This window comes from Lentzea sp. NPDC051213, assembly GCF_044455585.1.
In the GTDB taxonomy this organism is placed as follows: Bacteria; Actinomycetota; Actinomycetes; order Mycobacteriales; family Pseudonocardiaceae; genus Lentzea.
Genome location: NZ_JBITEX010000005.1, coordinates 282,055 through 303,059, shown reverse-complemented (window position 1 = coordinate 303,059; position 21,005 = coordinate 282,055). Strand labels below are relative to the sequence as shown.

Sequence of the window (21,005 nt, the reverse complement as noted above, 5' to 3'; positions counted from 1 at the left end):
GACGGATGCTGGAGATCATGAAGATCCTGGTGCTCGGCGGAACCGTGTTCCTCAGCAAGGCCATCACGGCGGAGTCGGTCCGCCGGGGCCACGACGTGGTGTGCGGCGCTCGCGGCGCCTCGGGCGAAGTCCCCGACGGCGCACGCCTGATCCCGATGGACAGAAACAAACCCGGCGCGTTCGACCAGCTGGCCGGCGAGCAGTTCGACGCGGTCATCGACGTGTCGAAGTACTCGGTGAACTGGGTGCGGGACGCGTTGGAGGCGTTCGGGCACAGCACGCCGCACTGGACGTTCGTCTCCAGCATCTCGGTCTACGCGGACCACTCGACGCTGAACAACGAGCTGCTGCCGCCGCTGGAGGACGACCCGGCGGAGGAGTTCACGTCGGAGCGGTACGGCAGCGTCAAGGTGGCCAGCGAGAACGCGGTCCGGGAGGCCGTGCGGGGGCGGGAGTTCATCGTCAGGGCCGGGCTGATCACCGGGCCGGACGACCCGTCCGACCGGTTCGGGTACTGGCCGGCGCGGCTCAGCCAGGGTGGCCGGGTCGTCGTGCCGAACAGCCCCGACCTGGGGTTCCAGCACATCGACGCGCGGGATCTGGCGCAGTGGATCGTGTTCGCCGCGGAGGAGCGGGTGACCGGCACCTACGACGCGACCGGGCCCGCGATTCCGTTCCAGCTGGGGATCGGCGAGATCGCGGGTGCCACCGCGCCGCCGGGAACGCAGCTCGTGTCCGTGCCGGAGAGCGTCCTCGAGAAGCTGGGCATCAACCCGTGGTCGGGGCCGCGGTCGATTCCGCTGTGGCTGCCGCGGGAGTGGTCGAAGATGACCGGCCGGGACGTCAGCCCGGCGCTGGCGAACGGGCTGCGGACCCGGCCTCTCGCCGAGACCGCGCTCGACTCGCTGGAGTACGAGCGCGGCCTCGGGCTGGACCGGCCTCGCAAGGCCGGGCTCACTCAGCAGGAAGAGGAGGAGATCCTCACAGCAGTGAGTTGATCTGCGCCGCGACCAGGTCGATGCGCACGCCCTGGTTCGGGCAGCCACCGAAGTGGTGGAGTCCGATCACCTTGTGCGTGCGCCTCGACAGCACCGGCGAGCCGGACGAGCCGCCCTCGGTGTCGCACATGTAGCTGATGTCGGACTGCGACGAGCTGCCGTCGACCCGCACCCCGCGCACGATGCAGTAGCCACCGCCGTTGGTGTTGTCGCGCAACGACAACTTCTTGAGCTTCCCGGCCGGGTGGCCGATGACGTACATCTCTTCACCCACGGCCGGGACGCGCGCGTCCAGCTCGAGGTAGCCGAACGAGCTGATGGCCGCGAAGTTGTTCACGGTGAAGAGGGTGTAGTCGAGCGGGGCGCTGGTCTTCAGGACCTGCGCCGCCAGCACCTTGGTCGTCGGCGCCGACGCGGTGCCGCCGCAGGTCGGGCACTGGTAGTTGAACCAGACCTCGATGCCGGCGGTGCTGGTGAAGCAGTGGTTGTTGGTCAGCAGGCGGTTGTTGGGACCGACCCGCCACGCGGTGCACAGCGAGCTGCCGTTGCGCAGCAGCTTCGCGACCGACGCCGTCTTGCCGAACTCGGTCGGGTTGCTGGACTGGTAGCAGACCGCGTCCTTGTAGTCGTTCGTGCCGCAGATGCTCTGCACGGACGGCTGCGCGGACATCTCGGCCTCGGTGTAGCCGCGCGTGATCTTGTCGATCCGCACGCGCGACAGCGGGTTCTTCACCGAGACGACGGCCTTCTCGCCGGTGATCGACATGGCCCAGAAGCCGGTCGCATCGGGAGTGGCCGTCAGGGAGGAGCGAAGATCCCGCGTGTAGGTGTACTTCTCGGTGCCGTCAGGGTTCGACACCGTGAGCACATCGCCGGGCAAGATACGGAGATCGGTGAAGTGGATCTTCACGTAGCCGGAGCCCGGCCGCTCGATCGCGGTGGTGCGGCTGTTTCCACCTACGCGGACCGAGAGCGATTCCTCGGTGCCGATCTCCTGCGTCTGAGGCGACTGCGTTTGCGGCGCCAGAGCCTGAGCAGGTGTAGAGGTGGTGGTTGCAGGGACGAAGGACGTCATCGGCAGGGCAAGCGCCAGTGCCGTGAGGAGTTGCAGGGTTTTCCTCATGCTCCTTGATACTTCCGACGTCACACGACCGTGTCAGCCCGCCGAACGTCGGTAAAGGAGGCATCTGTGCAAGTTGTCCATTTCGGTCATGCGTGCGTACTTCTCGACACGGGAACCACGCGGATCCTGATCGACCCCGGCACGTTCTCGAGCGGGTTCGAGGGCGTGAAAGACCTGGATGCGGTGCTGATCACGCACCAGCATCCCGATCACCTGGACATCGCGAAACTGCCCGCGTTGCTCGCCGCCAACCCGCGGGCGCAGCTGATCGTGGACGAGGGAAGCGCGGATCAGACCGAAAATCCGACCGTCGCCCGGCCGGGTGATGTCGTCAAGGTCGGCGACACGACGGTCAAGGTCGTCGGCGGCCGCCACGCGGTGATCCACCAGGACATTCCGGTCATTCCGAACGCCGGCTACGTGATCGGTGACGGCGCGTTCTACCACCCCGGCGACGCCCTGTTCGTCCCCGACGAGGACATCGACGTGCTCGGCCTGCCCTCTGGCGCGCCCTGGATGCGCACCGGTGAGGCCGTCGACTTCCTGCGCGCGGTCGAGCCGCGGGTGGCCGTGCCGATCCACGAGGCCGTCCTCGCGATGCCGCAGATGGCCTACCGCCTGTTCGAGCTGCTCAAGCCGGGTGGAACCGAGGTCAGGCCGCTGCCTCGTGGCGAGGAGTCGGCAGTTTGACGTAGGTGGTCGGCGCGGCGTCGTGGGCGAGGGCGATGTCCACGGCGTCGAGCACGGCCTGCCGCGCGCCGGGCCGGTCCAGGTCACGGGCGTCCACGGTGATCCGGGTCAGCCCACCGCGCCGCGCGGAGCGAGCGGTCGCGTAGACCAGCGCCAGCGAGCGCAGTTCGCCGAAGCTGCTGCGCTCGGTCAGCGCGTGCAGCCGCCCGAGCGTCGCGAGGCCGGTGCCGAGGTCGCGGACGGCGTGCGCGTCGGCGCAGCGGTTGAAGCGGTGCTTGCGCAGCGCGAGCAACGTTCCCGGCGACGCCACGCACCGCCGGGGCGCGAACGTGTCGGCGTTGAGCCCGACGGCTTCCATCGCGACCCGAGCGCCGGTGAGCAGCAGCCCCGCCTCGTGCGCGGGCAACCGCCGTTGGCCGAGACCGTGCAGCACGACGGCGTCACCGAGTGCGGCACGCTCCCGCACCCAGTCATGCGCCCTGCCGAGCTCGCGAGGTACCACGAGCAGCGACAACGGCACCTGCCGCGGCTCCAGGGCCGCGGCGAGAGCAGCGCATCGGTCGAGTGTCTGCGGACCGATGCCGGACAGAGAGACCACGAGCTGTGAGTGCACGGTATGAGTGCCCCATGCCGTGGTGACAACCGCGTGAAAGCGGAGCTAACTCAGGCGAGCCAATCGGCGAAAGACCGGCCGGTCAGCCGCTCGTACGCCTCGACGTACCGGTTGCGCGTCGCCTCGACCACGTCCGCGGGCAGCGCAGGCGGGGGCGTGTCCGACTTCCGGTCCCACCCGGACGCGGGCGAGGTCAGCCAGTCCCGGACGTACTGCTTGTCGAACGACGGCTGCACGCGGCCCGGCTCGTAGCCCTCGGCCGGCCAGTAGCGCGACGAGTCCGGCGTGAAGACCTCGTCGGCGAGGATCAGCTCGCCGTCCTTGGAAAGCCCGAACTCGAACTTCGTGTCCGCCAGGATCAGCCCGCGCGACAGCGCGTACGAACGCGCCTCGCTGTACAGCTCGATCGTCCGATCACGCAGCTTGGACGCCAGCTCGACGCCGTGCTTGGCCGCGATGACCTCGAACGACACGTTCTCGTCGTGTGCCCCGATCTCGGCCTTCGACGCGGGCGTGAAGATCGGCGGGTCCAGCTCGTCGGCCTCGACCAGACCGGCCGGCAACTCGATCCCGCAGACCGCACCGGTGGCCCGGTAGTCGGCCATGCCGGAGCCCGTCAGGTACCCGCGCGCCACGCACTCGACGTCGATCATGTCGAGCTTGCGGACCAGCAGCGCCCGGCCGCGGACCTCGGCGGGAATGCGCGGGTCGTCGTGGCTGACCAGGTGGTTCGGGGCGAGCCGCTCGAACCAGAAGACGCTCATCGCGGTGAGCACCCGGCCCTTGTCCGGGATCTCGGTGCTCAGGATGTGGTCGTACGCCGAGATCCGGTCGGACGCGACGAACAGCAGCAGCTCGTCATCTACGTCGTACAGATCGCGGACCTTGCCGCGGGCGACGTGCTGGTAGTCAGCGAGCGTTGGCACGCTGGTCAGCCTACGTGTGCGGGTTCCCGGAACCGACGTACACCCCTTCACCCCTACAGATCAAGCCAAAAGACCCTTAAGGTGCACCCCGTGCTCACCCGAAAGGCGCTGTGGATCCCGGCATTGGCCAGTGCGGGACTGCTCATCGTGCTGGTCGTGGCAGGTTGGGGCAGCAACGCCGGCCCCGTGTCGTCCCCGCAGTCGGGCTCGTTGAACTCGAGCACGGCCCAGTCGGTCAGCATCATGCCGACGCCGAACGTCGCCGACATCACGGTCAAGACGACGACCCCGTCGCCGACCACCACAACGACGACGACGCCCAAGCCGCCACCGGTGCAGGCTCCGCCGCCCGTGCAGCAGCCCACGACGACCACCGAGTCCCCTCAGCAGGGCCTGTTCGTCCACGAGGGCGCACCCTGCCGGCCGGAGGGCGCACTCGGTCTCAGCCCTCGCGGTGAGCCGTTGCTCTGCCGCAAGGACCCCGACCGCAACGACCGGCTGCGCTGGCAGAAGGCCTAGGAACGCCACTCCAGGACGTCGAGCTTGTCGCCGACAGCGACCTTTCCGGTACGCACGACCTGGGCCTTCATCCCGAAGGTCACGCCGCCGTCGGGGTCACGCCGGTAGGTGGCGAGCGAGCGGATCGGCTCCGGGCCGTCCTTGCGCCCGGTCTCCTGATCCACCATCGGCACGGCGCACCGCACGCAGTCCTTGGCGTAGGCCAGTTCCACATCACCGATCACCGCGCGCCGCACCCGGTCCTCGGTGTGCGGTTCCGGCCAGCCCGACACGATCACGTTGGGGCGGAACCGATCCATCGGCACCGGCTCGCCGCCGCGTTCCGCGATCCGCTCGTTCAAGCCGTCCAACGAGGACAGCGAGAGGACCAGCAGCGCGTTCCCGTCGGCGTATCCGACCAGCCCCGTGGTCTCCCCGGTCGTCTCCCGGCGCAGGTCAGGTGGGGTTCGCACGAGCCGCACCGGCTTGCCGAGCGCGTCCGAGAAGTAAGCCGCAGCGGCGTCGCCCTGATCCACCCCGAAGCCGTGCCACGTGTGCAGGACCACCGGCACCCGCGGCCCGTCGAGCACCGCCGGGAACGACTCCCCGCCGATCACCAGCGAGGAGTCCACAACAGACGGACGCAGGGCGGCCATCTCCGGAACCTTGCGCTGTGACAGGAAAACGCCGTCGCTGTCGACCAGCATCATCATCCGGTCGTCGCGCAACCCCGTGAGGTCGGCCGCCGACGACGCGACGGAGTACCCACCGCACCCTTTGATCGGATACACGACCAGGCCGGACACGATCACAGAATCGGCTCCGGGACGTAGGCCGGGTACTTCGAGATCACGTCCTCGACCTGCGCCACGAGGGCCGCCACCTGCGCCGACGCCACGCCCGTGAAGGACAGGCGGTCGGCCAGCAACGCGTCCAGCGCTGCCCGGTCCAGCGGCAGCCGGTCGTCCGCGGCCAGCCGGTCCAGCAGGTCGTTCTCCGCGAGGCCCTGCTCACGCATCGCCAGCGCGACGGCCACCGCGTTCTCCTTGATGGCCTCGTGCGCCGTCTCCCGGCCGACACCTGCGCGCACCGCCGCCATCAGCACCTTCGTCGTGCCGAGGAAGGGCAGGTAGCGGTCCAGCTCACGGGCGACCACGGCCGGGTAGGCACCGAACTCGTCGAGCACCGTCAGGAACGTCTCCAGCAACCCGTCGAACGCGAAGAACGCGTCCGGCAGCGCGACCCGGCGGACCACCGAGCACGACACGTCGCCCTCGTTCCACTGGTCGCCGGCCAGCTCGCCGACCATCGCCAGGTAGCCGCGCAGGATCACCGCGAAGCCGTTCACGCGCTCGCACGACCGCGTGTTCATCTTGTGGGGCATCGCGCTGGAACCGACCTGGCCGGGCTTGAAGCCCTCGGTCACGAGCTCGTGGCCCGCCATCAGCCGGATGGTCTTCGCCAGCGACGACGGCCCGGCCGCGAGCTGGACCAGCGCCGACACCACGTCGAAGTCGAGCGAGCGCGGGTACACCTGCCCGACGGAGGTCAGCACGCGCTCGAAGCCGAGGTGCCCGGCGACGGTGCGCTCCAGCTCGTCCAGCTTCTCCGGCGTGCCGAGCAGGTCGAGCATGTCCTGGGCGGTGCCGACCGGGCCCTTGATGCCGCGCAGCGGGTAGCGCGCGATCAGCTCGTCGAGCCGTCCGAACGCGACCAGCAGCTCGTCGGCGGTGGTCGCGAACCGCTTGCCCAGCGTCGTGGCCTGCGCCGCCACGTTGTGCGAGCGGCCCGCCATCACGAGGTCGGTGTGCTCGGCGGCGAGCCTGGCCAGCCGGCCGAGCACCGCGGCGACCTTGCCCCGGATGAGCTCCAGCGAGCGCAGCACCTGCAGCTGCTCGACGTTCTCGGTCAGGTCGCGCGAGGTCATGCCCTTGTGGACCTGCTCGTGGCCGGCGAGCGCGTTGAACTCCTCGATGCGCGCCTTCACGTCGTGCCGCGTGACCCGCTCGCGTGCCGCGATCGACTCCAGGTCGACCTGCTCCAGCACGCGCTCGTAGTCGGCGACCGCGGTCGCCGGCACGTCGATGCCGGCGGCGGCCTGGGCGCGCAGGACCGCGAGCCACAGCTGGCGCTCCAGCACGATCTTGTGCTCGGCCGACCAGAGCGTCGCGAGCGACGTGGAGGCGTAGCGACCTGCGAGGACGTTGGCGATGCGCGGCTTGCTCACGCCGTCAGGTTAGTGCACCCCGGACTCACTCCCAGGTGATGCCGGGGTCGGTGACCAGGCTTGTGAGCACTTCCACACCCACCGGGATCATCTGCCGGAAGCCGGTGGAGTTGGACGGGTTGTGCGAGTAGCTGGAGATCACCACGGACGTGTTGCCGCCGGCGAGTTTGCGCGCCGACACCGCCCCGATCGTCTCCGTTCCCTCGAAGTACTCGGCCTCGACGACCACCGATCCGTCGTTCATCGGCTTCTCCCGGCAGAAGAGCACCTTCTGAGTGCCGCCGCACAGGTCCTTGGTGCCGACGGCCTGACCCGTGGTGACCAGCAGCGCGGTCGGGCCGATGTCGTCGGTGAAGTACACGAACCCGTACAGGTCGTTCGGGTTCCTCCTGGCCGGCTGCAGCGACTGCGTCGGCTTGAAGCCCGCCTGGTTGAAGTTGAAGCTCACGCTGACGTCTTTCAGGTCCGGCCTGATGACCTTCAGCCTCTTCACCAGCGACTCGCCGACGCGCACCTCGCTGACGTTGGACGACGGTGTGGTGGAGACGCTCGACGGCGTCTCCGAGCCGACCTGTGCGTCACCGCCGCCACGCAGCACGAAGCCGGGCAGCGTCACCGCCGTCGCCACGATCAGGGCGGTGGCAACTCCCACGCTTGCCAGCGCTCGCCTGCGACTTTTTTTCTGCTCGGCCCGCCTCATCAGCTGGTCGGGGTCGAAGTCGAGCGGCGGCTCGTCCCACACGGCCAGCAGCATTCCCTCGCGGATCTCCTGCTCACTCACGACGCGACCCTCCCCGAACTGCTGTCGAGCTTCTCCACGATGGTGCGCAGTGTCGCGAGACCACGCGCCGTCTGGCTTTTGACCGTTCCCTCGGTGCACCCCATGGCCACCGCCACCTCGGCGACCGGCAGGTCCTCGAAGTACCGCAGCACGAGCACGGCTCGTTGTCTCGGCGGGACCTCCAGCAACGCGGTGTGCACCAACTCCCGCGCCCACAGCTTCGCGCCGGTGGTGTCGGGATCGACGCTGGCGTCCGCGGCGTCCGGCAGCTCCCCGTCCCGCTGCTCGGCTCTGCGCCAGGGCCTGCGCTTCTCGTCCAGCCAGGTGCGCAGCAGCACCTTGCGGGCGTAAGCGATCAGGTTGTCGAGGTCCTTGATGCGCTTCCAGGCCATGTACATCTTCATGAGGCTCGACTGCATCAGGTCTTCAGCCGTGTGCCAGTCGCCACAAAACAGGTACGCAGTGCGTCGCAAAGACGCGGCATTGGCTGCCGCGAACTCGCGAAAGCCCTGCTCATCGGCCCTGCGCATACGTTCCCCTCTCGCGTCCTCAACCAGGGGAACGCACCGGAGGGACGCGAGGTTGCATCACTCGTGACGCGAAAGGGCCGTTCGGAGCATCCTGGCCGCCACTCCGCGCGGATCCGACTTCAGCTCGATGAACGAGTTGACCACTGAACCGTCGACCAGCGCGATCAGCTCCTCGACCCGGTCCGGGGCGATGTCGCGGCCGGAGCGGGCGAAGATCTCGGCGATCAGCTCGTGCAGCTCGGTGGACAGCGTCCGCATCAGCGGCCGCAGGTACGGGCGGCGCCCGGTCGCGACGAGCCGTTCGTAGCGCAGCAACATCGTCTCGGTGTCGGTGACGTCCTCGCCGACGAGCAGGTCGAGGATGAGCTCCACCAGCACGTCGTCGTCGCTCAGCCGGTCCGAGATCGAGGCAAGGCGCTGCCGGCAGGTCGCCAGCTCGGTGCGGCCGTGGAACTCGACCGCGGCGGTGATCAGCTCGTCGAGCGAGTCGAAGTAGTACGTGGTGGACGCGAGCGGCAGACCTGCGCGTTCGGCGACCGCGCGGTGCCGGACCGCGTCGAAGCCGCCCTGCACGAGCAGGTCGGACGCCGCCTCGACGAGCGCCTGCCGTCTGCGCTCGCCCTTGGGGGTTGCTGCCGTCATAGTCGCGCCAGAGTACTGGGCGACCGCTCAGAACCGCGGGGCCAGTGCGTCCGCGAACTGCCTGGCCTTGCCCTTCAACTCGCCGTCGCCCTGGGTGAACACGTAGAGGTCCTGGCCCTTGGCCGTCTTCACCTTCTCCGCGCCGGAGGGCGCTTCGAAGGATTGCGGCGTGACGATCGCGGTGATCGACAGGCCGTCGATCGTGAACATGGCCGACCGGGAGTCGGGTGAGCAGGTCACCAACGGTGGCTTCGCGTCCTCCGGCGAGACCGAAGGCTGCGATGAGACCGAAAGCTCGCTGGCGAGGGCGTCTGCGAGCTCTCGGTCCACCGCCGCGCAGCCCTGCACTGCGCGTTCACCGGGCGTGAGCCCGGTGCTTCCCGGCGAAGCGGTGTCCCCCTGCGTGGACACGCTGCCAGGGAAGTCGTTGGCCGGCGGTTGTGCTGACTGGTTCGGGGCTATCGGTCCGGTCAGCGGCGATTGTGCCGCGTTGTCCTGCGCCTGCCCAGTACCCGCTTCATTGCTCGTGTTCGCGCCGAACCAGCCGTTGCCCACCACGACGCCACCCATGCCGAGCACGACGACCAGGGTAGTGCCGACGGCGATCGAGTTGCGCCTGCGAAGGGTGGCGCGTCGCGAAGCCGTTCGGACGTCACCGGCGTCGAAGGACGCCGGTGGCGCGTCGTGCGCGGCGTCGCGGAACAGGCCCGCGAGCTTCTGCTCGTCCATCTACGTCCTCCTCTCGCTCTTGTTCATGACGCCGGCCGCAGATCATCGATCGCGTCACCGAGAGCTTCCCGCAATGCGGTCAGCCCGCGTGCGGTCTGACTTTTCACAGTTCCTTCCGAGCACTTCAGCGTCTCGGCCGTGGCCGTCACGTCGAGGCCCTCGAGGAACCTCAGCACGAGCACGGCCCGTTGCCTCGGCGGGACTCTGCGCAGACCCTTCATCAACGCGTCACGCGTCGCCACCGTCTCGCCGATCTCGTTGTCCGTCGTCGGTGACTCCGGCAGCTCGTCGGTGAACTTCTCGCGCCGCCACGGACGGCGCGATTCGTCGATCACGGCACGCACCACGGTGCGGCGGACGTAGGCGTCGAGGGCCTGCTTGTCCCGGATCTTCCGCCACCTCCTGTGCAGTGCCACGAACGCTGTCTGCGCGAAGTCGTCAGCGCGGTGCCAGTCGCCGCACAGCAGGTATGCCGTTCGGCGCACAGCCTCACGGCGAGCCACGAAGTACTCCGCGAACTCCTGCTCGTCGCGCTGATCCACGCGGACTGTCTCCGCTCGTTCCTCGAGTTGCACTGACCGGACGGAATCTGAGGCACCAACGGTTGCATGAACCATCGGCGAGAGCTACATCACCCCCTCGGTCGTTCACCGGATGTGATGTGATCGGGGTCGTGACCCCCATCGACCTGCGCTCGGACACCGTCACCCAGCCGGACGAGGAGATGCGCCGCGCGATGGCGTCGGCCGAGGTCGGCGACGACGTGCTGGACCACGACCCGACCATGGCGGCCCTGGAAGAGCGGGTCGCGGCGCTGCTCGGCGTCGAGGCGGCGCTGTGGGTGCCGTCCGGTTCCATGGGCAACCTGATCGCCCTGTTCCTGCACCTGCGGCGCGGCGACCGCTTCCTGGCCCCGCTCGGCGCGCACGTGCTGGATGCCGAGCTCGGCACCGCCGCCTGGCTAGCGGGCGGGATGCCGCACGCGCTCCCCGTCGTCTCTCCGGAGGCCGTGGTGGCTGCCGGTGGCGGCGAGTCTCCTTATTACGGGCTGCGCACCACGTTGTTGTGCCTGGAGAACACGCACAACGCCTCCGGCGGCACCGTGACCACGCCGGAGTCTCATGCTCTTCTGGTGTCCGCGGCTCGCTCGGTCGGGCTGGCTGTGCACCTGGACGGCGCCCGGCTCTGGAACGCGTCGGTGGCTCTCGGGGTGCCGCTCACGGCTTTGACCGCGGGGGCGGACACCGTGCAGGTGTGCCTGTCGAAGGGGCTGGGCGCGCCGGTCGGGTCCGTCGTGGCCGGGTCGGCTTCGTTCGTCGTCGAGGCGCGGCGGGTGCGCAAGATGCTCGGCGGCGGCGTTCGGCAGGGTGGCGTGCTGGCCGCTGCGGGTCTGGTCGCTCTTGATCGGATCGATCGGTTGAGTGCTGATCATGCAAATGCTGTCGCTTTGGCTGCCGGGTTGCGTTCGCTGGGCTGGGAGGTGGCTGAACCCGCGACGAACATCGTGCTGGCTTCGGTGCCCGACCTGGACAAGACAATCGTTTCGTTGCGCGATGTCGGGGTTTTCGCCAGTCCGATGTCCGGCAAGGTTCGGTTCGTGACGCACGGCGACGTGGACTCGTCCGACATCGCCGAGGTGCTGCGCCGGCTACGAGAGGACGCTTGATGCGCTGGATCGTGTTCGACTTCGGCGAGGTCATCAGCCGGCGGAACCCGGCTCTGCCGGCGATGGCTTCCCGGCTCGGCGTCTCGCTGGACCGGTTCGAGGACGCGTACTGGGACCGCGACGCCTACGACCGCGGCGGCTCCGACGCCTCCTACTGGTCGTCGATCGGTTCCTCGCTCGGGCTTTCGTTCGACTCGCCGGTTGTTGCCGAGATGACCGCTCTCGACAACGCAGGCTGGCTCGACGACCCGGTGCCGGAAACCGTCGCCCTGATCGAGGACCTGTCCGCTCTCGGACTTCCGCTGGCGTTGCTGTCGAACGCGCCGGTCACCTTCGCCCGGCTGGCCGAGAAGGTGCCGTGGGCCAAGCACTTCCGGCACCTGATCTTCTCCGGCGACCTCGGCTACGCGAAGCCGGACGTGGCGATCTGGGAACACACCTGCTCGGTGCTGGGTGCCTCTGCCGGTGACCTGATCTTCTACGACGACCGCGCGTCCAATGTGGACGGCGCACAGGCCTTCGGCATCGACGCGCGCCTGTGGACGTCAGCTCTTGCCGCGCGCACCGAGCTCCGCGCGGAGTTCGGCGATCTCGGCGCGTAGGTTCCGGAGCTCCTGCACGGTCTCGAGCTCGGCCTCCTCGACGCCGCGCAGCTTCTCCACCAGCCAGCTGGCGATCGTGCCGGTGATGACACCAAGCAGCGCGATGCCCCCGACCATGAGCAACGCAGCCACGAGCCGCCCCTCGGCCGTGACGGGGAAGCGGTCGCCGTACCCGACCGTCGACATCGTGGTGATGGTCCACCACAAGGCATCCCCGAACGTCGTGATGCTGGCGTTTTCCGCATTCCGCTCCGCGTCCAGCACGGCAAGACTCGCGCAAAACATGACAAGAATCGTCACGCCGGCAACATAAATGCTGACCCGCTGCCGAATCTTGTGCTGGAACTTCTTGTTCAGGAGGCTGAGCACGGTGACGAGCCGCAGCACCCGGAACTGCCGCACCATCGGCAGCACGACAGCCGCAAGCTCGAACAGGTGCGATTTCACAAACAGGATCTTGTTCGTCGCCAGCGCGAACCTGGTCGCGTAGTCGGCCGTGAACAGCGCCCAGACCAGCCACAACGCGATCTCGAGCGGCAGATGCGTCTCCGCGCGGACATCGAGCACCTGCCACGCGTACGCGACGAGGAACAGCACGGCGAGAGCCGTCAGCGGCCACTCGACCTTTCGCTCCCACTGCTCGAGGCGAGCCTCGTTGGACTGCAACACCGCTTCATGGTGAGCGGTGATCTCCGATTAGACCAGGGTCATCTGCGCGATTTGATCGCACCGTAAGCCGCGGTGCCTGCGAGGAGTAGTCCTCCAATCACAGCGAGCCAGAACAGGCCTTTCACGACCGCGCCTACGACGGCAAGCGCGATCCAGATCGCGACGAGCCAACCGATGATCGCCCACATTGGTCCGGTCCCCTCCCTCTCTCCTCTTTGCAACGTTCGGGTGGCCCGGTTTGTTGCGCTCGTCTGTCTGGTGGTTGGGGCTGGCCGGTGGCTGGGATCGTTCGCTCGGTCGTTTGGTGGCTCGGTGGTTCGCTCGGTGGTTCGTTCGCTGCGGTCGTTGCCTGCGGGCCGGTGGCTGCTCGTTGGCTGCGGTCGTTGCCTGCGGGCCGGTGGCTGCTCGTTGGCTACGGTCGTTGCCTGCGGGCCGGTGGCTGCTCGTTGGCTGCGGTCGGTGGCTGCGGTCGTTGGTTCGCTCGGGGGTTCGCTCAGAGCCAGGCCTTGAGACGCCTCAGCGCCTCCTCGATGTCCTGGGTGGCCCCCGCGAACGACATCCGCACGAAGTGATGCCCGTCCACGGGGTCGAAGTCGATGCCGGGCACGATCGCGACCCCGGTGTCGTCCAGGAACCTCCGGCAGAACCCCATCGAGTCGTCCGTCAGATGCCGCACGTCCGCGTACACGTAGAACGCCCCGTCCGCCGGCGCGAGCTTGTCGACCCCGAGATTCGTCAACCCTTCCAGCAACAGATCCCGATTCACCTTGTACCGCTTGAGGTGCTCCGCGGTCTCCGCATAGGCATCCGCGTGGAACGCCTCAACCGCGGCATACTGGGCCAACGCAGGCGGACAAAGAGTGAAATTGCCGGTCAAACAGTCAACCGCCCGCCGCAGCCGCTCCGGCAGCAACATCCACCCCAACCGCCACCCGGTCATGGCAAAGGCCTTCGAGAACGAGTTGACGACAATCGCATCCCGCGACGTCTCCCACGCACACCGCAACGGCTCCCCGTAGCTGATCCCGTGATAGATCTCGTCGCTGACGAGCTGCACCCCGTTGTCCGCACACCACCGAGCAATCGGCCCGACGTCCACGACCGTCCCGGTGGGATTGGCCGGGCTGGCCACGATCACGCCCTTGAGCCCCGGATCGAGCATCTCCACCGTGGGCTGAAACCGCGTCTCGGGCCCGCACGGCAACTCGACAACCTCACACCCCAACGCCTTCAAGATGTTGCGGTAAGCCGGATACCCCGGCCGAGCCAGCGCGACCCGATCCCCGGCGTCGAACGCGGCCAAAAACGCCAACGTGAACGCCCCCGACGACCCCGTCGTCACCACCACGTCGTCCGCCGCAACGTCCAACCCGTACTGCCGCCGGTAGTGCCCCGCGATGGCACTCCGCAGCTCGGGAATCCCCAACTGCTCGGTGTACCCCAGCGCATGCTCGCCCAGTGCACGCACAGCAGCCTCCCGCACCGGGCGCGGTGCCGGACTCGACGGCTGCCCGGCGGCCAGGGAGATCACGTCCCCGTGGGTCCGCTGCCGGTGCGCGGCGGCGGAGAGCACGTCCATGACGTGGAAGGGCGGGACGTCGGCGCGGGCAGCCACGGTCAGCATGCCGCCAGGCTAGCTCCCCATCGCTTTGGCAGGCCCCGAGATCCTGCGTGCGCCACACCTCGTGCCACACCTCGACTTCTCGCGCACCGCACGCCTCTCCCGCGCGCACCGCACGCCTCTCCCGCGCGCACCGCACGCCTCTCCCGCGGCGACGCGGTTTCTCTCGCAAGACACCACGCGCACGTCCGACCCTGTCTGGCGCCGTGCCCAGCCGCCATCCGACCCGTCACCTCCCGGTCCGTTCCGCCCTTCGCCTTCGGCCGCAACCCCCGCGCTTCCGCATATGCGAGAGAAACGGCAACAGCGTTTCAGGACATTCCATACCCATGTGGGTGTGGACAAACGAAACCCGGCACATTTCCGTCACGAGAGACAGGACGAAGAGGTGCCGGGTTCGGGACAGAGGTCACCCGATCGTGCGATGAGTTAGTAGCCCTGGTAGCCGCCGCCTTGGGACATTGCCTTCAGACCGGGGTGTCCTTCGAAGCCGCCGTAACGCGAGAACGTGTAGCGGACGCCGGCAACGATGTTGTCGACCGGATTCCAGATGTCGTCGTGGCCGGGCAGCTTGTGGGCGTTGAAGGTCGAGTCGATGCACTGCATCAGGCCCTTGGACGGCGTGCCCTTTTGCGCGTTCGAATCCCAGAGGTTGATGGCGTGCGGGTTGCCGCTCGACTCCTTCTCGATGATCTTCCAGATCTCGTCGATGTTGTCCTCGGTGACCGGGATGCCGTTGGCCTGAAGGATCTTGATGGCCTCGCGGATCCACTCCTCGACGTTGCCGGGAGGTGGGCTGCCCGACGGCGGACCGCCGCTGGAGCCGAGGCCGCCCATGCCACCTCCACCGCCGCCGCCTCCACCGGAAGCGCCACCGCCACCGCCGCTCGAGCCGCCGGAACCGCTGGAGCCACTGGAGCCGCCGCGGTCTTCAGCCGGTTGGGGCTTCGAGTCTGACTGGGACGGCTTGGTCGAGTCGTCTGGCGGCGGGGTCGGCGCCCACTCCACCGGCTTGCCGGGGGCGAGGGTGAAAGCCTGGGTGTTCGGGTCCTGAATGGAGGAGAACTTCGGTGCCAGCGCGCCGGGGCGGCCCTTCAGGGTGCCTGCGGCGGCGTTCACGGCGTTCTCTGCCTGGGAGATCACGGGTTGCGCGTCGCCGGTCGCCTCGGCGCAGAGGCCGCGGATGACGCTGTCGACGTCCTCCTGCGGCTGGTTGTGGAGCTGCTGACGCACCTGGCGGGCGCGGCTCAGGAGGTTTTCGCAGATGCGGCTCATCGAGGATTTCGCGGTTTCCAACGCGTTCGCGGCCGCCTCCAGGTCGGCCGCGGCGCCGTTGAGCGCCTCTGTCATCGAGGTGCCGCACTTCGTGACGTTGGCCATGTAGGCGACGAAGCCGTCCGCGGACTTGCCTTCCCAGGCGCCGTCCATCTGCGAGACGGACTTCTGCAGCGCGTTCGTCTGGTCGCCGCATTTGCCGCCTGCCTGCTTCCAGCGGTTCGCGATGTCGCGCACGGCCTGCGGTTGGGCGGTCTCGATCTTGTCTGCTAGCGCGGCCAGTTCCGCGCCGCCCGGCAGTGCCGCGACCTCGTCCATCGCGCTCACGTCACACCGCCTTCATCGAGTTCTTGTTGGATTCTTCGACGCCTTCCACGGTCGTCTGGACCGCGTCCAGCGCGCTCTCGACCTTGCGCAGCAACTTCTCCGCCGCCTCGAACTCCTGCGAGCCCGCTTGATCCATTGCGGTCACCGCGCCCGAGATCGCACCGGAAGCGCCGAGTTTCCCGAAAATGTCCGGATTGCCGTACTGATTGGAAAAGCCGTCACCGATCGCGCCGAATTGTCCGGCCTGGCTGCTCACGGTCGTGCGGCACTGTTCCATGGCTTCGCTGTTGAACTTCGCCACAGCCATGCGCGCCTACCCCCTCATGTCTACTCGAAGACCTTAGAACGAATTTCGTCGAGCAGGGCGTCGATTCGTCCTTTCAACGCCGGTCGGGTGATGTCCTCGTCCACGATCGCGTCGACCCGATGACGGCGCCCGCTGGCGTCGACGGCGACGGCGCCGAACCAGGCCCGGATGCCTTCTGCCGGCACGAGCTCGACGAGCGACTGCGTCATGTCGGTCGTTTCCTCGACGGTCAGCTCGTCCCGCGTGAGCACAGCGCGAATCCCGCTCGCCACGACCATCGCGCGCGTCGACGTGCTGCCGATGCCTAGGCGCAGGTCCAGCGCGAGGGTCGGGTGCGCGAGCTGTTCGAGTGCTTTGGCGAGCCACGGATCGAGGTCGCCGACGTGCTGCTCGGCGGCGTTGGGCACGTGCAGCACGATCGGCATCGCGCCTAGCTCGAGGTGGTCCCACGCCGCGCGAAACGCGGACGGGGAGAGTGCTGCTCTCACGCGGACTCCCGGCATGCGGCGGGCGTCATCCCCTGGCCCCCCAGGCCCGCGTCGACTACGACGCGCGGGCGGGGGCCGGGGTTCCGCGATCACACCTCTTGCAGGAGCTCCCAGATGGCGCCGGCCAGCCGGTGGTTGTCGACCGGCGTGATGGTGCACCACCTGCGCCCGTCGCTGCTCGGCTTGAGCTGGCGGATGTAGCGCCCGTTGTGCGTGTCGTGGAAGGAAACGACGCGGCCGGCGCGCTGTCCGTTGCGCTGCACGCCGAACTGCCCGCGCGTGGACGTGCCGTCGAGCATCCCGGCGAGTTCCTGCGCGTCACCGAGCCGCATGCCCTGCCGCTCCAGCATGGTGATCAACCGCTGAGCGTCCTGCCCGACGTCCTTGGCCGCGGCCACCAGATCGTCGTAGGGCAGGCTGATCGACCGTCCGAAGCCTGCCGGCATCTCGCCGGCCACGGACACCGCGGCCTCGGCGAGTGCGGTGCCGCGAGCCTCGATCAGCCACATCTCGTCGCGATCCTGGACCGCCAGGATCGCCTCGTCGCCGATCGCCGCGGCCAGCCCGCTGATCTGCCGGTCGGCCCAGATCCACAGGTCGATCGACACCTGCGGGTTCGCCAGCAACGCGAACCCGTCGGCGAGCTCGGGCACGACCCGGCCGTTGTCGGCCAGGCCGCGTGCCTCGAGCGACTCCCAGGCCCGCTTCACCACCTCCGCCTTCTCGGTGTGGGTGATGGAGGGAATCCGCGTGTCGAGCGCGACGTGCGCGGCCGGGAGGCGTTGCGCCTCCCAGACCACGGCGAACTCCACTGTGGACAGAACCACAGAACCTGGTGAGCTCAAGGGATCTACTTGTCCTTCGGGTCTTCGCCGATGACGGATTGCACCACCATGCGGTCATCACCGAACATCTCGTCGGAGTCGACGCCGTACTTGCTGAAGTGCTCGCCGTCCTCGTCGCCCTCACCCTTGGCAGCGCTGGCCGCGGGCGACATGAGCGAACCAGAACCCTTGCCGGCCACGCCACCCTTGCCTGCAGCGCCCGCACCTGGCCGGTTCGCGTCAGGCCCGACACCGGTGGCGCCACCAGGCGTCATCGCACCCTTGCCCGCGGCACCGGTCGCACCCGGTACACCAGGACCACCCTTGCCTCCGGCGCCAGGCTTGTCGCCGGCACCGATCGTGCTCGGCGCACCCTTCGGCCCGGTGGGCGCGATGGGCGTCTTCGGGGCCTGGCTCGGGCCGCGGCCACCGCCGACCACCTGTGGTCCGCGCGCGGCACCGGTGGCGCCGGCGAGACCCGTCGCCGCGGCGGTCGCTGCGGCGATACCGACTGGCAGCGGGGAGCCGAACGGCTTGGGCAGGCCGGGGCCGGTCGCAAGTGGGCCGGGGGGCTGCGTGCCGGGGATCACGCCCGTGCTGCCGCCGGGCAAGTTGGGGGTGGGGCCGAGCGGGGAGCCGGGCGAGCCGGGGCCAGGTGTGCCGGTGAAGCCGGGGCCACCGTGGATGCCCGGAGTGCCGCCCGTGCCTGGGGTGACAGCTGGGCCAACGGTCGGAGCCACTGCGGCGCTGGCGACGACGATGTCCGGCGGCTGGTTGGGCGTGCGGAACGAGTCCAGCGCACCCTGACTGTTCTTCGTGTAGCCGGTGAGGCTGTCGATCGCCTGCTCACGCGCCCGGTTGGTCTGCGCGACCTCGGCAGCGTGGTCGGTCTCGATGCCGAAGAGTCCCGCGCCCTTGTCGAACAGGTTTTTGTCCGTGTCGCCGCGCAGCGAGTCGGATTCGGGCGACTTGTTGCGGGCATCGGTGGTGCTTTCGCCCTGGCGAGCCATCGCGTCCGAGTTCCCCACGGTCGCTTCGCCCGCTTCGTTGAAGCCCTCGGAAGTGACCTTGGTCTTCTGCTGGCTCTTCTCGCCGGCCGCGCCGCCCCAGTCGATGCCCAGCTTGTTCAGCTGATCACGCAGTACGGCGTCCACGCCGTGAAGGCTGCTGGCAAGATCCCGAAGGACGTCGGAAGCGGATGCGAACTGCCGGGAGAGTTCGCCACTGCCGACGCTGAGCTTCTTGACCTCTTGCGCCAGCTGCTCGTTGCTCCAGCCTTCGAAGTTCCAATCAGTGAGTTGTTCACCCGACATAGCTCCCCCTCACTTCAAGGTCTTGAGAGTCTCGACCGCGAGCGCGGCGGCTTTGTTGACCTTGCTGCACATCAGGTCCTGCGAGTCACCCTTTTCCGTAACTGGGTCGTAGGACATGTGCAGCTGCTGGCCTTCCGCCACGTCGACCGTTACGGTGCAATTAACGCTGTTCGTGCCGGTCAACGTGAGTTGAGCGGCCCCGTATCCGGCAACATCAACGACTTTCACGTCGAGGTTGCCTGAACCCGTGAGCCAGAACGGCACGCCCTTGTTCGTCACCAGGACAGCGGTGTAGGAATACTTGAGTCCGTTCTCATAGAAGCAGCCAGGTGCTTTCCCGAAATTGGACACTTCGATCTGGTCCGGCACGGCCTCAGCGACCTTGATTTGACTCATCTGCGCCTGCGTGAGCAACTTGCACGCATCAACGCCGTCGAGCTTCAACTCAGCTGGACGCTTCGGCAATTCCGAAGCGGAGCCTGAAGTAGGACTACCGCCGCCCGAAGTTGGGTTCGGTTTGCCCTGTTCTCCGCTGCCCGTACAGGCAGTGGCCGCCACCAGTGCGGACGCCGCGGCGATGATCTTGAAGGAGGTTTTGCTCACGTCGTCTTTCCGAACACAGTAGTGATCTCTTCGTCGGTGAAGCCGTACTGCTTGGCCGATTCCTTCAGCTGTATCGCCAAGTTCTCCAGGCTTTCGACGTACTGCACAATTCGACCCACGTATGAATCTTCATCGGTCGTCAGACGACGGTTCCACAAAGCTGCGATGTTCGCGCTCACCACGCCGGCCGAGTCTGCGTTCACATGCACTTCGAGCTTGCGCTGCGCCGAGATCAGCGCGCGCTTCAGCACATCAGCCTGGTCCTGGATGACAGTGCCAGCCTTGAGGACGTTGTCTTTGTCGACGTGGAAGCTCTGCGTGGCCGGACCCGACGTCAGGCCGTCCAGAAACGCCGATGCCGTGTGGAACGCGCTGACCGCGGCCCCGATCGCGCCCCCGGCCACACCCGCGACGGCACTGAGAGCGGCATCCGCCCCCGCGCTCTCCTGTGTCACGACGTCCTACCCCCGTACGTTCGGTAACGGTTCGGTCCCGCTTCGCAGGCTACCAACGCCTGCGTAAGACGTACCTGTGGTTGGACGAAGACCACCCTTCTTTGGTTCCCCCTTGCCCCTGAGTCCTCAACCACCTGGGCGAACACGAGGCGACCGGACAGGGCACAGGAAGTCGGGTGCGAACCGAAAACGCCCCATAGCGTTGACGACGTGCTGGAACGACTCAACCAGGCCATGGCCCACATCGAGGCGAACCTCGACGGCGAGATCGATGTCAAACACCTCGCCCGGATCGCCCACACGAGCGAGTACCACCTCCGCAGGATGTTCAGCGCGCTCGCCGGCATCCCGCTGAGCGAGTACATCAGGCGCAGGCGGCTCACCAGGGCGGCGAGTGAGGTCCTCAGTGGACACGACTCGTTGCTCGACATCGCCACGCGGTGGGGTTATGGGTCCAACGAGGCCTTCGCGCGGGCCTTCAAGGCCATGCACAAGGTGGGGCCGCAGGAAGCGCGGAACACCAAGAAACCGTTGCAGTCACAGCAGATTCTCACGTTCAAGCTGGTCGTCGAGGGGAGTACGAACATGGAGTACCGGATCGTCAACAAGGACGCGTTCCAGGTCGTCGGCAGGGGCACGCGGGTGCCGTTGGTTCATCTGGGGATGAACCCCGCGATCGTCGACTTCATCAAGGGCATCGGAATGCCCACGCTGGAACGGATGAAAGCCCTCAGCGACAGCGATCCCGAGGGACTGGTGGCGCTCACCAGCAACCAGGAGGGCAACGAGGAGGGCGATCACCTCGACTACTTCCACGGGGCGGTGACGAGCCAGAACCCACCGGACGACATGGAGGTCGTCACCGTGCCGAAGCACACGTGGGCCGTGTTCCGGACCGAGGGCCCTTATCCGGAGACGATTCAGCACATGTGGCGGGACGTGTACACGCAGTGGTTCCCGTCCAACAGTTACGAGAGCGTCGAAGGGCCGACGATGTTGCAGACGCGCATCAACGGTGACACGGCCACGGCCGAGTTGTGGATTCCTGTTACCAGCTGAGGCCGAACGCCCGGCGCCGGTACAGGCGCCGGGCAGGGC

Annotated in this window: 25 protein-coding genes; 6 read left to right on the top strand and 19 right to left on the bottom strand. The window is 67.9% G+C overall.

Going from position 1 to position 21,005, the window contains the following annotated elements; all coding sequences use genetic code 11:
* The first annotated feature begins 17 nt into the window (after window positions 1–17).
* Entirely contained in the window at window positions 18–998 is a 981-nt protein-coding gene (locus tag ACIA8G_RS23825; protein ID WP_396420855.1) for an NAD-dependent epimerase/dehydratase family protein, read from the top strand.
* Here the strand turns inward: ACIA8G_RS23825 and ACIA8G_RS23820 are convergent.
* Window positions 982–2,121: a trypsin-like serine peptidase gene (locus ACIA8G_RS23820; protein ID WP_396420854.1), complete on the bottom strand. Its 1,140-nt coding sequence runs from the start codon at window positions 2,119–2,121 to the stop codon at window positions 982–984. The two genes, ACIA8G_RS23825 and ACIA8G_RS23820, sit on opposite strands and share 17 nt — an antisense overlap.
* Before the next feature lie 66 nt (window positions 2,122–2,187).
* Here ACIA8G_RS23820 and ACIA8G_RS23815 point away from each other — a divergent pair, with 66 nt between their 5' ends.
* Window positions 2,188–2,811, top strand: coding sequence for an MBL fold metallo-hydrolase (locus ACIA8G_RS23815; RefSeq protein WP_396420853.1), 624 nt, complete (start codon window positions 2,188–2,190; stop codon window positions 2,809–2,811).
* Here the strand turns inward: ACIA8G_RS23815 and ACIA8G_RS23810 are convergent.
* The gene (locus ACIA8G_RS23810; protein ID WP_396420852.1) at window positions 2,774–3,409 is read right to left on the bottom strand and encodes a DUF2334 domain-containing protein; all 636 of its coding nucleotides are present in this window, start codon (window positions 3,407–3,409) and stop codon (window positions 2,774–2,776) included. The genes ACIA8G_RS23815 and ACIA8G_RS23810 overlap by 38 nt on opposite strands.
* 65 nt (window positions 3,410–3,474) lie before the next feature.
* A complete protein-coding gene (locus tag ACIA8G_RS23805) occupies window positions 3,475–4,350 on the bottom strand; it encodes a phosphoribosylaminoimidazolesuccinocarboxamide synthase (RefSeq protein WP_396420851.1) in 876 nt (291 codons plus the stop codon).
* 90 nt (window positions 4,351–4,440) lie between these two features.
* Between ACIA8G_RS23805 and ACIA8G_RS23800 the strand changes: the two genes are divergently transcribed.
* On the top strand, window positions 4,441–4,869 hold the full coding sequence (locus ACIA8G_RS23800) for a hypothetical protein (protein WP_396420850.1): 429 nt from the start codon (window positions 4,441–4,443) through the stop codon (window positions 4,867–4,869).
* Here ACIA8G_RS23800 and ACIA8G_RS23795 read toward each other — a convergent pair.
* From ACIA8G_RS23795 to ACIA8G_RS23765, 7 genes are read right to left on the bottom strand one after another with little or no spacing between them, the layout of a single operon-like run.
* Window positions 4,866–5,654, bottom strand: coding sequence for an MOSC domain-containing protein (locus ACIA8G_RS23795; RefSeq protein WP_396420849.1), 789 nt, complete (start codon window positions 5,652–5,654; stop codon window positions 4,866–4,868). The two genes, ACIA8G_RS23800 and ACIA8G_RS23795, sit on opposite strands and share 4 nt — an antisense overlap.
* Before the next feature lie 2 nt (window positions 5,655–5,656).
* Window positions 5,657–7,075 carry an adenylosuccinate lyase gene (gene purB, locus ACIA8G_RS23790; protein WP_396420848.1) on the bottom strand — a complete coding sequence of 473 codons (1,419 nt, stop codon included), beginning with the start codon at window positions 7,073–7,075 and terminating at the stop codon, window positions 5,657–5,659.
* Between the two features lie 25 nt (window positions 7,076–7,100).
* A complete protein-coding gene (locus ACIA8G_RS23785; RefSeq protein WP_396420847.1) occupies window positions 7,101–7,856 on the bottom strand; it encodes a hypothetical protein in 756 nt (251 codons plus the stop codon).
* Window positions 7,853–8,386 (bottom strand): SigE family RNA polymerase sigma factor, encoded by a 534-nt coding sequence (locus ACIA8G_RS23780; RefSeq protein ID WP_396420846.1) that lies wholly within the window; start codon window positions 8,384–8,386, stop codon window positions 7,853–7,855. Before ACIA8G_RS23780 ends, ACIA8G_RS23785 begins: the two co-directional genes overlap by 4 nt.
* A 57-nt stretch (window positions 8,387–8,443) precedes the next feature.
* Window positions 8,444–9,028 carry a TetR/AcrR family transcriptional regulator gene (locus tag ACIA8G_RS23775; RefSeq protein ID WP_396420845.1) on the bottom strand — a complete coding sequence of 195 codons (585 nt, stop codon included), beginning with the start codon at window positions 9,026–9,028 and terminating at the stop codon, window positions 8,444–8,446.
* Between the two features lie 27 nt (window positions 9,029–9,055).
* Complete coding sequence (locus tag ACIA8G_RS23770; protein WP_396420844.1) at window positions 9,056–9,757, bottom strand: hypothetical protein; 702 nt, start codon at window positions 9,755–9,757, stop codon at window positions 9,056–9,058.
* Between the two features lie 23 nt (window positions 9,758–9,780).
* The gene (locus tag ACIA8G_RS23765; RefSeq protein WP_396420843.1) at window positions 9,781–10,299 is read right to left on the bottom strand and encodes a SigE family RNA polymerase sigma factor; all 519 of its coding nucleotides are present in this window, start codon (window positions 10,297–10,299) and stop codon (window positions 9,781–9,783) included.
* A gap of 182 nt (window positions 10,300–10,481) precedes the next feature.
* Between ACIA8G_RS23765 and ACIA8G_RS23760 the strand changes: the two genes are divergently transcribed.
* On the top strand, window positions 10,482–11,423 hold the full coding sequence (locus tag ACIA8G_RS23760; RefSeq protein WP_396421265.1) for a threonine aldolase family protein: 942 nt from the start codon (window positions 10,482–10,484) through the stop codon (window positions 11,421–11,423).
* On the top strand, window positions 11,423–12,025 hold the full coding sequence (locus ACIA8G_RS23755; protein ID WP_396420842.1) for an HAD-IA family hydrolase: 603 nt from the start codon (window positions 11,423–11,425) through the stop codon (window positions 12,023–12,025). Before ACIA8G_RS23760 ends, ACIA8G_RS23755 begins: the two co-directional genes overlap by 1 nt.
* On the opposite strand, the gene ACIA8G_RS23750 is transcribed toward ACIA8G_RS23755, so the two are convergent.
* From ACIA8G_RS23750 to ACIA8G_RS23710, 9 genes are all read right to left on the bottom strand, one after another.
* The gene (locus ACIA8G_RS23750) at window positions 11,969–12,694 is read right to left on the bottom strand and encodes a potassium channel family protein (protein WP_396420841.1); all 726 of its coding nucleotides are present in this window, start codon (window positions 12,692–12,694) and stop codon (window positions 11,969–11,971) included. The genes ACIA8G_RS23755 and ACIA8G_RS23750 overlap by 57 nt on opposite strands.
* A gap of 493 nt (window positions 12,695–13,187) precedes the next feature.
* Window positions 13,188–14,318, bottom strand: coding sequence for a pyridoxal phosphate-dependent aminotransferase (locus tag ACIA8G_RS23745; protein WP_396420840.1), 1,131 nt, complete (start codon window positions 14,316–14,318; stop codon window positions 13,188–13,190).
* A 426-nt stretch (window positions 14,319–14,744) separates the two neighbouring features.
* Entirely contained in the window at window positions 14,745–15,917 is a 1,173-nt protein-coding gene (locus ACIA8G_RS23740; protein ID WP_396420839.1) for a transglycosylase SLT domain-containing protein, read from the bottom strand.
* A gap of 1 nt (window position 15,918) precedes the next feature.
* Window positions 15,919–16,224: a hypothetical protein gene (locus tag ACIA8G_RS23735; RefSeq protein ID WP_396420838.1), complete on the bottom strand. Its 306-nt coding sequence runs from the start codon at window positions 16,222–16,224 to the stop codon at window positions 15,919–15,921.
* Window positions 16,225–16,244: 20 nt separating this feature from the next.
* Window positions 16,245–16,712 (bottom strand): ESX secretion-associated protein EspG, encoded by a 468-nt coding sequence (locus tag ACIA8G_RS23730; protein WP_396420836.1) that lies wholly within the window; start codon window positions 16,710–16,712, stop codon window positions 16,245–16,247.
* A gap of 89 nt (window positions 16,713–16,801) precedes the next feature.
* Window positions 16,802–17,539, bottom strand: coding sequence for an ESX secretion-associated protein EspG (locus tag ACIA8G_RS23725; protein WP_396420835.1), 738 nt, complete (start codon window positions 17,537–17,539; stop codon window positions 16,802–16,804).
* A gap of 23 nt (window positions 17,540–17,562) precedes the next feature.
* Entirely contained in the window at window positions 17,563–18,849 is a 1,287-nt protein-coding gene (locus ACIA8G_RS23720) for a hypothetical protein (protein ID WP_396420834.1), read from the bottom strand.
* 9 nt (window positions 18,850–18,858) lie between these two features.
* Window positions 18,859–19,452: a DUF3558 domain-containing protein gene (locus tag ACIA8G_RS23715; protein ID WP_396420833.1), complete on the bottom strand. Its 594-nt coding sequence runs from the start codon at window positions 19,450–19,452 to the stop codon at window positions 18,859–18,861.
* Window positions 19,449–19,907 carry a hypothetical protein gene (locus tag ACIA8G_RS23710; protein WP_396420832.1) on the bottom strand — a complete coding sequence of 153 codons (459 nt, stop codon included), beginning with the start codon at window positions 19,905–19,907 and terminating at the stop codon, window positions 19,449–19,451. Before ACIA8G_RS23710 ends, ACIA8G_RS23715 begins: the two co-directional genes overlap by 4 nt.
* Before the next feature lie 210 nt (window positions 19,908–20,117).
* Here ACIA8G_RS23710 and ACIA8G_RS23705 point away from each other — a divergent pair, with 210 nt between their 5' ends.
* Entirely contained in the window at window positions 20,118–20,966 is an 849-nt protein-coding gene (locus ACIA8G_RS23705) for a GyrI-like domain-containing protein (protein WP_396420831.1), read from the top strand.
* Window positions 20,967–21,005 lie beyond the last annotated feature (39 nt).

Excerpts from the sequence above, each read along its gene's own strand:
- ACIA8G_RS23825 (WP_396420855.1), top strand. The coding sequence starts at position 18 with ATGAAGATCCTGGTGCTCGGCGGAACCGTGTTCCTCAGCAAGGCCATC.
- ACIA8G_RS23820 (WP_396420854.1), bottom strand. The coding sequence starts at position 2,121 with ATGAGGAAAACCCTGCAACTCCTCACGGCACTGGCGCTTGCCCTGCCG.
- ACIA8G_RS23780 (WP_396420846.1), bottom strand. The coding sequence starts at position 8,386 with ATGCGCAGGGCCGATGAGCAGGGCTTTCGCGAGTTCGCGGCAGCCAAT.
- ACIA8G_RS23775 (WP_396420845.1), bottom strand. The coding sequence starts at position 9,028 with ATGACGGCAGCAACCCCCAAGGGCGAGCGCAGACGGCAGGCGCTCGTC.
- ACIA8G_RS23770 (WP_396420844.1), bottom strand. The coding sequence starts at position 9,757 with ATGGACGAGCAGAAGCTCGCGGGCCTGTTCCGCGACGCCGCGCACGAC.
- ACIA8G_RS23760 (WP_396421265.1), top strand. The coding sequence starts at position 10,482 with ATGCGCCGCGCGATGGCGTCGGCCGAGGTCGGCGACGACGTGCTGGAC.
- ACIA8G_RS23755 (WP_396420842.1), top strand. The coding sequence starts at position 11,423 with ATGCGCTGGATCGTGTTCGACTTCGGCGAGGTCATCAGCCGGCGGAAC.
- ACIA8G_RS23745 (WP_396420840.1), bottom strand. The coding sequence starts at position 14,318 with ATGCTGACCGTGGCTGCCCGCGCCGACGTCCCGCCCTTCCACGTCATG.
- ACIA8G_RS23735 (WP_396420838.1), bottom strand. The coding sequence starts at position 16,224 with ATGGCTGTGGCGAAGTTCAACAGCGAAGCCATGGAACAGTGCCGCACG.
- ACIA8G_RS23720 (WP_396420834.1), bottom strand. The coding sequence starts at position 18,849 with ATGTCGGGTGAACAACTCACTGATTGGAACTTCGAAGGCTGGAGCAAC.